Origin of the sequence: Pantoea sp. CTOTU46764 (assembly GCF_031974595.1) — a bacterium.
Lineage (GTDB): Bacteria > Pseudomonadota > Gammaproteobacteria > Enterobacterales > Enterobacteriaceae > Pantoea > Pantoea trifolii.
In genome coordinates this window covers 28,271-34,820 of the sequence record NZ_DALYOQ010000007.1, presented here as the reverse complement: position 1 = coordinate 34,820, position 6,550 = coordinate 28,271, and the positions used below count along the sequence as shown (strand labels likewise).

6 protein-coding genes, 1 pseudogene and 1 other annotated feature are annotated in these 6,550 nt (G+C 57.5%); of the genes and pseudogenes, 1 reads left to right on the top strand and 6 read right to left on the bottom strand.

Annotation, left to right across the window (positions count from 1 at the left end; translation table 11 throughout):
- The 5 genes and pseudogenes from hisB to hisL all read right to left on the bottom strand — a co-directional run.
- Positions 1 to 830, bottom strand: a pseudogene (gene hisB / locus RTM06_RS04445) (bifunctional histidinol-phosphatase/imidazoleglycerol-phosphate dehydratase HisB); the annotation flags it as partial.
- Positions 827 to 1,903, bottom strand: a complete 1,077-nt coding sequence (gene hisC, locus RTM06_RS04440) for a histidinol-phosphate transaminase (protein ID WP_312180213.1) — start codon at positions 1,901 to 1,903, stop codon at positions 827 to 829. The gene hisC and the pseudogene hisB, both read right to left, overlap by 4 nt.
- Positions 1,900 to 3,207, bottom strand: coding sequence for a histidinol dehydrogenase (hisD, locus tag RTM06_RS04435; RefSeq protein ID WP_312180212.1), 1,308 nt, complete (start codon positions 3,205 to 3,207; stop codon positions 1,900 to 1,902). Before hisD ends, hisC begins: the two co-directional genes overlap by 4 nt.
- Positions 3,208 to 3,211: 4 nt before the next feature.
- Positions 3,212 to 4,111, bottom strand: coding sequence for an ATP phosphoribosyltransferase (gene hisG, locus RTM06_RS04430; protein ID WP_008104821.1), 900 nt, complete (start codon positions 4,109 to 4,111; stop codon positions 3,212 to 3,214).
- Positions 4,112 to 4,164: 53 nt separating this feature from the next.
- Positions 4,165 to 4,286: a sequence feature (His leader region), on the bottom strand.
- A complete protein-coding gene (gene hisL, locus RTM06_RS04425) occupies positions 4,262 to 4,309 on the bottom strand; it encodes a his operon leader peptide (protein ID WP_100396937.1) in 48 nt (15 codons plus the stop codon). It overlaps the preceding feature by 25 nt.
- A gap of 176 nt (positions 4,310 to 4,485) precedes the next feature.
- Here hisL and RTM06_RS04420 point away from each other — a divergent pair, with 176 nt between their 5' ends.
- Positions 4,486 to 5,313, top strand: coding sequence for an SDR family oxidoreductase (locus RTM06_RS04420; protein WP_312180209.1), 828 nt, complete (start codon positions 4,486 to 4,488; stop codon positions 5,311 to 5,313).
- Positions 5,314 to 5,415: 102 nt separating this feature from the next.
- On the opposite strand, the gene RTM06_RS04415 is transcribed toward RTM06_RS04420, so the two are convergent.
- A partial coding sequence (locus RTM06_RS04415) for an FAD-binding oxidoreductase (RefSeq protein ID WP_312180207.1) occupies positions 5,416 to 6,550 on the bottom strand: 1,135 nt, incomplete at its 5' end.

Genomic DNA, 6,550 nt, shown 5'->3' with positions numbered 1-6,550 from the left:
GGACGGCCGGAGATGTCCAGCGCGCAGCGCGCGAGGCACTCATCCATTGGCAACACGAAGCCAAAACGACCGATGCCACGTTTGTCGCCCAGCGCTTTCAGCAGCGCTTCGCCGAGCGCCAGACCGGTATCTTCCACGGTGTGGTGATCGTCGATGTACAGATCGCCTTTCACATCGATGTTCATGCGGAAACCGCCGTGCACCGCAATCTGGTCCAGCATGTGATCAAAGAAGCCCACGCCGGTGTTAATTTTGCTGCCGCCTTCACGATCCAGCCACACTTCGACTTTAATCTGCGTCTCTTTGGTGTTGCGCTGCACCAGCGCATAGCGGTCGCGCTTGGTCAGGCGCGCCTGAATCGCATCCCAATCTTCGCCTTCCGCGCCGTAACGCAGGCCCTGAATGCCCATATTCTGCGCCAGCTGAATATCGGTGAGACGATCGCCAATCACGTAACTGTTAGCGGTATCGAGCGCACCAGCAGCCAGCCAGGCTTCAACCATTTTGGTCTTCGGCTTGCGGCAATCGCAGTTATCTTCCGGCATATGCGGGCAGATCAGGATGTCGCTGAAATTCACGCCTTGTGAGCTGAGAATCTGCATCATCAGGTTGTGCGGGCCGTCGAAATCGGCCTGCGGGAAGCTCGCGGTGCCGAGGCCATCCTGATTGGTGATCATCACCAACTGAAAACCCGCTTCCTGCAACGCCAGCAGCGCCGGAATGGCGTTCTTCTCAAACGCCAGCTTCTCCATGCGATCCACCTGATAATCACTTGGTGGTTCAGAGATGATGGTGCCGTCGCGGTCGATAAAAAGGATCTTCTGACTCATGCTTGCTCCACTGATAAGGCTTGCAGCGCGGCGATCAGGCGCTCGCACTCTTTACGGGTGCCGATGGAGATGCGCAGGCATCCCGCAAGGCCGGGGTTTTTGTTTTGGTCGCGCAGAATAATGCCTTGATCCCAAAGCATTTTAAACACTTTTGGCGAATCAGTGAAGCGCGCCAGAATGTAGTTGGTTTCGCTTGGGAACACCTGTTGCACCACGCTAATCTGCGGCAACTGTTCAAACAGCCAGGCACGATTGGCGTTCAACTCGGCAACGTGCTGACGCATCAGCGCAATACCTTTCTCGCTCAGCGCTTGTCCGGCCACATCCGCTACCGGCGTGGCGAGCGGATAGGGTGCAATCACCTTCATCAGCAGATCGATCACCGGCTTGTTCGCCAGGGTGAAGCCGCAACGCAATCCGGCCAAGGCAAAGGCTTTGGATAGCGTACGCAGAATCACTAAGTGCGGATACTCCTGCAGCCAGCTCGCCAGCGTCGCTTCCGGGCAGAACTCGATATAGGCTTCATCCGCCACCAACAGCGCTTTACCGGCGGTCATATCCAGCAACTTGCGAATGTCATCGGGATTGATCAGGTTGCCGGTTGGATTGTTCGGGCTGCACATATAGACGACTTTCACGCCGTCGAGCTGGTCAGCGATGGCCGGCAGATTCAGCTGCCAGTCGTCGAGTGCCGCCACGGTACGGTATTCGATGCCGATGGTTTCGGCGCTGACGCTGTACATGCCGTAGGTTGGCGGGCAGAACAGAATCGCATCTTTGCCCGGCTCGCAGAAGGCGCGCATCAGCAGTTCGATACCTTCATCCGCACCGCGACTGACCAGAACCTGCTCCGGCGTCAAACCGGCGTAAGCGGCGTAACGCTCAATAACAATTTTCGGCTGGCATTCCGGATAGCGGTTCAGCGTCTGCTGCGACAGTTCAAACGGCACCGGCAGCGGGAATTCGTTGGCGTTCAGCCACACATCACCGTTACCACCCAGACGACGCGCCGATTGATACGGCGTCAGCGCTCGCACGTTGGCGCGCGCCAACGCTTCAATACTCAGGCTCATGCTTGCTCCTTCAGCGCGGCAACACGCAGGGTAACGGCATTTTTGTGGGCTTCCAGCTGCTCGGCGGCGGCCAGCGTTTCAATCGTCGCGGCAAGGTTGAGGAAGCCTTGCGGCGTCAGCTCTTGCACCGTCATACGTTTCTGGAAATCGGCCAGGCCAAGGCTGGAACAGGTGGCGGTGTAACCGTAGGTCGGCAGCACGTGGTTAGTGCCCGACGCGTAATCGCCTGCCGATTCCGGTGACCAGTCGCCAAGGAATACCGAACCGGCGCTGGTAATGCTATCCACCAGATCGCGCGGCTGGCGCGTCTGAATGATCAGGTGCTCAGGGCCGTACAGATTGGAGATCTCGATGCACTGATCCAAATCGCGCAGCACAATCAGGCGGCTGCTCTCTAACGCCTGACGTGCGGTAGCGGCACGCGGCAGCTGCGCCAGTTGCTCTTCAACCGCTTGCGCCACGCCTTCGGCCAGTTGCAGCGACGGCGTCAGCAGAATCACCTGTGAATCCGGGCCGTGTTCCGCCTGCGACAGCAGATCCGAAGCGACGAACGCTGGCGTAGCACCTTCATCGGCAATCACCAGCACTTCGGATGGACCGGCCGGCATATCGATCGCCGCGCCATCTAAACGCTGGCTAACCTGACGTTTGGCTTCGGTGACATACGCGTTGCCTGGGCCAAAAATCTTGTCCACTTTCGGCACAGTTTCAGTGCCGAAGGCGAGGGCGGCGATCGCTTGCGAGCCGCCAACCTGAAACACCTCTTTCACGCCGCACAGCTGCGCGGCATAAAGAATTTCATCGGCAATCGGCGGCGGCGAACACAGCACCACGCGACCGCAACCGGCGATGCGTGCCGGTGTCGCCAGCATCAACACGGTTGAAAACAGCGGGGCGGAACCGCCAGGAATATACAAACCCACCGATTTCACCGGACGGGTAATCTGCTGGCACCGCACGCCAGGCTGGGTTTCCACATCCACTTCCGCCAGAATCTGCGCGTTGTGGAAGGTCTCGATATTCGCCACCGCAACCGCCATCGCCTGCTTCAGCGTGTCGCTGAGACGATCGCTGGCGGCTTGCATCTCTTCGGCGGTGACGCGCAGGTTATCCACCTGCGCTTTGTCGAAGCGCGCGCTAAATTCACGCAGCGCCGCATCACCACTCTCTTTCACTTGTACCAACACGTCACGCACGATCTGGCTGATACTTTCTGAAGCCGAAATCGCCGGACGCATCAGCAGCGCTTGCTGCTGCTCTGCGCTGCATTGCTGCCAATCAATGGGTGTCATCAGCGTGCTCATGGTGTTACTCCAACATTTTTTCAATTGGCAGCACGAGGATCGAGCTGGCACCCAGCGACTTCAGTTTTTCCATGGTTTCCCAAAACAGCGTTTCGCTGCTCACCATGTGCATCGCCACGCGGCTGACATCACCGGCCAGCGGCAGCACGGTTGGACGCTCCGCGCCCGGCAGCAGCGCAATCACTTCATCCAGACGCTCGCTTGGCGCGTGCAGCATGATGTACTTGGATTCACGCGCTTTAATCACGCCCTGAATACGCGTCATCATTTTGTCGACCAGCTCTTGCTTGGCGGCCGGCAGTTCGCCGTCGCGCTGAATCAGCACCGCTTTAGAACGGTAGATCACTTCGACTTCGCGCAGACCGTTAGCTTCCAGCGTGGCGCCGGTTGAAACCAGGTCACAAATCGCATCGGCCAGGCCAGCGCGTGGTGCAACTTCAACAGAACCGTTCAGCAGACAGGATTTGAAGGCGACGCCTTGTTTATCGAGGTATTTCTTCAGCAGGTGTGGATAAGAGGTGGCGATGCGGGCGTTATTCAGGCATTGCGGGCCGGTGTACTCTTCATCAACTGGCATTGCCAGCGACAGGCGACAACCGCCGAAATCCAGACGACGTAGCGTGAAGTAACGCGGATCTTCGCCCTGAGCACGACGGTTCAGCAGCTCCTCTTCCAGCACGTTTTCACCGACGATACCGAGATCGACCACGCCATCCATCACCAGGCCAGGAATATCGTCATCGCGCACACGCAGGATGTCGATCGGCATGTTCTCCGCAAACGCAATCAGACGCTGTTGCTGAAGGTTGATTTTGATACCGCAGCGTGCCAGCAGTTCGCGTGATTCATCACTTAAACGGCCAGATTTCTGCATAGCTATGCGAATACGGGTGTTATCTAACATGGTTCCTGTCCTCTTATTCAATCCTGTCTGAACGTGTTGGTTTGCGTTCGCCCATAAAAAAACCCCCGGAAGATGATCTTCCGGGGGCTCTCTTTGCGTTCGCACCACTGGAAGATCCTAATCGTCTCCCAGCACACATCGCCTGAAAGACTAGTCAGGATGATGGTGATGATGGTGGTTGAACTGAACGCGTGTCATAGTAAATTCCGTTGCTGAATGAGTATTCATTTGCGTGCTGAATAACCTAACGAAGATGGTGACAATTGGCAACCCTTTTTTAACCGTCAATTTCCGGAATCTCCCGAAACAGTTTGCGCTGGTTTGGCACATCTGGCCGCACTAAGATGAAGTGTGAGCCCATAGCAGGAGTCGATATGAAAAAGGTCGCGATTGTAGGTCTGGGATGGCTGGGGATGCCGCTGGCGATGGCGCTAACGGCACGCGGCTGGCAAGTCACCGGCAGTAAAACCTCGCCGGATGGCGTAGACGCCGCACGCCGCTGTGGCATCGAAGCCTTCCAACTGGTGCTGACGCCCGAGCTGGAGTGTGAAGCCGAAGAGTTAGATACGCTGATGTCCGTCGATGCGCTGGTGGTGACCTTGCCCGCCAGTCGCACGGTAAAAGGCGGTGAAGATTACATGCAGGCGGTGCAGAACGTGGTGGACACCGCGCTGGCGAAGAAAGTGCCGCGCATCATTTTCACCAGTTCTTCGTCGGTGTACGGCAGTAGAGAAGGGGTAATGAAAGAGACCAGCCCGCTGCAGCCGGAAACTATAGCGGGCAAAACGCTGGTGGAGCTGGAGAACTGGCTGCACGATCTGCCCGGCACCAGCGTGGATATTGTGCGCCTCGCCGGATTAGTAGGACCGAATCGTCATCCAGGTCGTTTCCTCGCGGGCAAAACCGGACTGGAAAATGGCGGTCATGCGGTCAATCTGGTGCATCTCGATGATGTGGTTGACGCGATTGTGCTGCTGCTGCAAACCCCGAAAGGCGGGCACATTTACAATCTGTGCGCATCGAAACACCCGTCGCGCGACAGCTTCTATCCCAGCGTCTCTAAGCAGCTGGGGCTTGAACCGCCGACGTTTGCTAATGAAGCCGAACGTTCAGCGGGCAAGGTGGTTGACGGCTCGAAAATCGCTAATGAGCTGGGGTTTGAGTACACCTATGATGACCCGATGAAAATGCCGCTGGAGTGATTTTCCCCTCACCCTAACCCTCTCCCGCAAGCGGGCGAGGGAATGTTTTGCTCCCTCTCCCTGTGGGAGAGGGCCGGGGTGAGGGCATCAGCACGCAGCAGATCAAACCCCAAACCGATCCCTCAGCGCATACCATGCCGCCCCCATCGCCGTGAGCGGCACCTTAAACCGTCTCCCACCTGGAAACGGCAGATGTGGCAATTTCGCGAACGCATCAAATCTCTCCGCATGCCCACGCAACACTTCAGCAATCAATTTCCCCGAAAGATGGGTACAGGTCACGCCATGCCCGCTGTCGCCCTGCATAAAGAACGCATTCTTCTCCACCTGGCCAAACTGCGGCATGCGCGACAGCGTAAGCAGGAAATTGCCGCTCCAGCGGTGGCTGATTTTGATATCCCGTAACTGCGGAAAGGTGCGCAGCAGCTTGGGACGAATCAGCGCTTCAATATCATCCGGCTCACGCGCGCCATACACTACGCCGCCGCCGTACAGCAGGCGGTTATCGGCGGTGAGACGGAAGTAGTCGAGCAGATAGTTACAATCTTCAACGCAGTAATTGTTCGGCAGCAAACCCAGCGCCTGATCGCGCGTTAAAGGTTCGGTGGTGACGATCTGCGAGCCGCACGGCATGCTTTTGCCCGTCAGGCGCGGTTCAAGCTGCGACGGCAAATAGGCGTTGCCGGCAAAAATCACGAAGGTGGCGCTGACTTCGCCCTTAGCGGTTTTTATGCGATGCGGTGCGCCGTATTTCACTTCAATCGCCGCTGACTGCTCATAAATGCGTCCGCCGTGACGGCGAATCGCTTCCGCTTCACCCAGCGCCAGATTAAGCGGATGCAGATGGCCGCCGCGTTTATCGAGCAATCCACCGACGTAGCGATCGGTTGCCACTTCGCGCCGAATGCCACGTTCGTCGAGCAATTCCAAATCGTGATTACCGTAGCGCGCCCACAGTGCTTTTTGGCTGCGCAGATGGCCCATTTGCCGCTGATTCAGTGCGGCGAAAATGCCTCCAGGACGATAGTCGCAGGCGATGGCATATCGGTCGATGCGATCGCGAATGATCTCCGCGCCTTCAAACATCATGCTGCCGAGCATTTGTGCAGTTTGCTTGCCGTAGCGCTGCTCAATCACATCCACGTCACGGCTGTAGGAGTTGACGACCTGGCCGCCATTGCGGCCGCTGGCACCAAAGCCGATTTTCGCCGCTTCAAGCAGCACTACGTCGTAACCG

What these genes read in the sequence shown, in the direction of transcription:
- hisC (WP_312180213.1), bottom strand. Translation starts at nt 1,903, where the DNA reads ATGAGCCTGAGTATTGAAGCGTTGGCGCGCGCCAACGTGCGAGCGCTG.
- hisD (WP_312180212.1), bottom strand. Translation starts at nt 3,207, where the DNA reads ATGAGCACGCTGATGACACCCATTGATTGGCAGCAATGCAGCGCAGAG.
- hisG (WP_008104821.1), bottom strand. Translation starts at nt 4,111, where the DNA reads ATGTTAGATAACACCCGTATTCGCATAGCTATGCAGAAATCTGGCCGT.
- RTM06_RS04420 (WP_312180209.1), top strand. Translation starts at nt 4,486, where the DNA reads ATGAAAAAGGTCGCGATTGTAGGTCTGGGATGGCTGGGGATGCCGCTG.